Source organism: Erythrobacter sp. CCH5-A1 (genome assembly GCF_001557115.1).
Lineage (GTDB): Bacteria > Pseudomonadota > Alphaproteobacteria > Sphingomonadales > Sphingomonadaceae > Erythrobacter.
On record NZ_LSKQ01000154.1, the window covers coordinates 1 to 2973 of the forward strand.

Genomic DNA, 2973 nt, shown 5'->3' on the forward strand with positions numbered 1-2973 from the left:
CGCGAAGCGCTCGCCGATGATCTCGCGGCCACAGTGGAGGCACTGTGCGCAGGGCTTCTGGGCGAGGCAGCGCGCGACCCTGCGAACCTGCGCGCGCGCTGCGAGGCCGCGGCCCGCCGGATCGGCGGCGCGCCGGAAAGCCTCGTGCTGCACCTTCACCCCGATGATGTCGCCTTGGTGGATGAGGAGGCGCTCGCCGCGATGCGGATCGCACCCGATCCCGCGCTCGAGCCCGGCAGCGTGGTGATTGCGGGGCCGGATGGCTCGGTTGCCGACGGCCCCGCCGAGTGGCGCCGCGCGATTGCCGCAGCGGTGCGGGGATGATCGCCGAACTCCAGCTCGACCTCGCCCGGATGCGCGCGGCTCCGGTCACGGGTGGCCCGGTGCTGACGGGCCGCGTGGTGACGTGCGACGGCGGGCTGATCGAGGTCGCCGGGCTGCCGCTGCCGGTCGGCTCCCTTGGGCTGATCGAGAATGACGCGGGGGCCGAATGCCTTGCCGAGGTGATCGGCTTTCGCGCGGGCCATTCGCTGATGATGCTGCTGGGCGACGCGATGCTGCTGCGCCCGCATGCGCGGGTGCGCGCGCTGGGGCAGCCCGGAGAGGTGAGGGTCGGCGAGGCGCTGCTGGGGCGCGCGGTCGATGCGCTCGGTGATCCGATCGACGGCGGCCCGCGGCTCGATCTGCCACAGGCCTGGCCGCTGGGCGGGCGGCGCGAGGGGGCGCTGGAGCGGGCGAGCGTCGAACACCCCTTCGATTGCGGGGTGCGCGCGATCAATGCGCTCGCCGCGATGGGCGTCGGGCAGAGGCTTGGGATCATGGCGGGCTCGGGCGTGGGCAAGTCGGTGCTGGTCGACACCATCGCCGGGCACGCGGTCGCCGATGTCACCGTGGTGGCATTGATCGGCGAGCGCGCACGCGAGGTTTCGGACTTCGTGAATCGGCACATGGCCGGGCACCGGCGCGGGGGGATCGTGGTGGTGGCGGTGCCGGCCGATCATGCCCCCAACCTGCGGCTGCGCGCGGCGCAATATGCCTGCGCGATCGGCGAATATTTCCGCGCGCAGGGCAAGCGCGTGCTGCTGATCCTCGACAGCCTCACCCGCGTCGCTCACGCCGCGCGCGAGCTGGCGCTGGTGCTCGGCGAGCCCGGCGCGGCGCGGGGCTATCCCCCGTCCGCGCTCGCCGCGATCACGCGCCTCGTGGAGCGCGCGGGCAATTCCGCGCGCACGGGCGGGGCGGTGACCGGGATCTACACCGTGCTCGCCGACGGGGACGACACCAACGATCCCGTGGTCGACACCGCGCGCGCGATCCTCGACGGCCACATCGTGCTCTCGCGCGAGCTGGCGGCGCGCGGGCATTATCCGGCGATCGACATTCCTGCCTCATTGAGCCGGGTGATGGACGATATCGTCCCGCGCGACGTGCGCGAGGCGGCGCGGCGTTTGAGGGCATTGATCGCCGCGCGCGAGAGCGGGCGCGATCTGGTGATGATGGGGGCCTACCGCGCCGGGGGCGACCCGCTGCTCGACGAGGCGCTGGCGCTCTCGCAGCCCATCGACGCTTTCCTCACCCAACCCCGGGGCGAAGCCGTGGCGCTGGCCGACAGTCACCGCGAATTGCTGGCGCTGATGGGGCCGCCGGGTGCGTGAGGCCCGCCGCCTTGCGCTGCTCCGCCGCCAGAGCCTGATCGCCGAGGTGGCGAGGAAGCAGGCGCTGCGGGCGCTGGCAGAGGCGCTCGAGGCCGAAGCGCGGGGGCAGGCGCTCGCCGCGCGCAGTCTCCGCCTGGTCGCGGCGAGCGCGGCGCGCGAGGGGCTGACCAGCGGCGCGGCCCTCGCCCAGCGTGCGGCCTTCACCGCCGGGCTCGCGCAGCTCGCCGCCAACGCCGGGGACGCCGCGCGCGATGCGTCGCGCCAGCGCGAATGGCAGGCCGAGGCGCTCGCCCGCACCGAGACCCGCGCCAAGCGCCTCGCAGAGATGGGCGCCGAGGCCCGCACCGCGCTCGCCGCCGCGCAGGAACGCCGCGCGGCGGCGCGTGAAATGCCGCTGGCACGCAAGTTGCAAAGCCGCAGCGACACTTGATCCCGGCCCCCCGGGCCCGCTCGACGAGGATGACGCCCGACGTGACCAGCCTGCTCCCGCTCCTCCCCGAAATGCCGCGGCTCCCTGCCGCCGACGCGCTTGCTGGCGCCCCCGCTTCGAACCTGGCGACCGGGGCCGAAGGAGGGCCATCCGCTCCCGATTTTGCCGGGCTGCTCGAGGCGCTTGCGCCGCCGCCGCCCGCGCCGCCCGCTTCCACGCTGGCGCCCGCTGGACCGACCTCGCCGGGAATCGTCGCCCTGCCCGAAGGCTCCGCTCCGGCTGTCGCGGCCGAGGGGGAAGCGGGCGGCATCCCTGCGCCGCTCCCGCTCCTGCCTGCCGCACCGCCGCGCCCCGAGACCTCCTCTGCGAGCGCGCTCGCCGGGTGGCCGACCGGCAAGAACCTGCCGCAACCGGGCGCGGCTTTGCCGCCGTCCCTGCCGCTCGATGCGCCTGCCGGGGCGGACGCCGCCTTGCCCCTGCTGGAGCGCCTGATCGCCGCGCCCGAGCCGCTCCCCGGTCTGGTGACGGTGCTGCGCGCGCCCGTGTCTGACGCGCCTACCGTCGATGCGTTTCCCGAACCCGATCCTGCCGAGCGGCCTGCGCCGCCGATCCACCCGCGCGCGCAAAGCCCTGATTCGCGCGCGCCGCTGCTCCCCGCCCCCGTTGAGGCCGCTGCGGCGCCAGCCGGTGAAGATGCCGCCCATGCCGAACCCGGCGCGGCGGATAGCCTCCCGCTTGAACCGGCTGTTGTGACCGATCCCGGAGCCGCGCCGCAGCCGGTCGCGGCGCTTGTGACCTTCGTGCCGGTGCTGGCCGATGATGCCGTGACGACGGCCCTTGCGCCCGCTCCGCCTGCGTCCGGCGCTTCGCCGACGGCCGCCCCTACCC

The 2973-nt window shown here is 74.9% G+C and carries 3 protein-coding genes and 1 pseudogene; all 4 read left to right on the plus strand.

All coding sequences use genetic code 11. The features are described 5' to 3' along the window. Window positions 1-324 (plus strand): FliH/SctL family protein (locus AX708_RS08705; RefSeq protein WP_233999632.1); only part of this gene is annotated, 324 nt, incomplete at its 5' end. Beyond that, window positions 321-1655: a FliI/YscN family ATPase gene (locus AX708_RS08710; protein ID WP_066533114.1), complete on the plus strand. Its 1335-nt coding sequence runs from the start codon at window positions 321-323 to the stop codon at window positions 1653-1655. The genes AX708_RS08705 and AX708_RS08710, both read left to right, overlap by 4 nt. Beyond that, complete coding sequence (locus AX708_RS08715) at window positions 1648-2085, plus strand: hypothetical protein (protein WP_066533110.1); 438 nt, start codon at window positions 1648-1650, stop codon at window positions 2083-2085. Before AX708_RS08710 ends, AX708_RS08715 begins: the two co-directional genes overlap by 8 nt. Before the next feature lie 41 nt (window positions 2086-2126). After that, a pseudogene (locus AX708_RS08720) lies at window positions 2127-2973 on the plus strand (hypothetical protein); the annotation flags it as partial.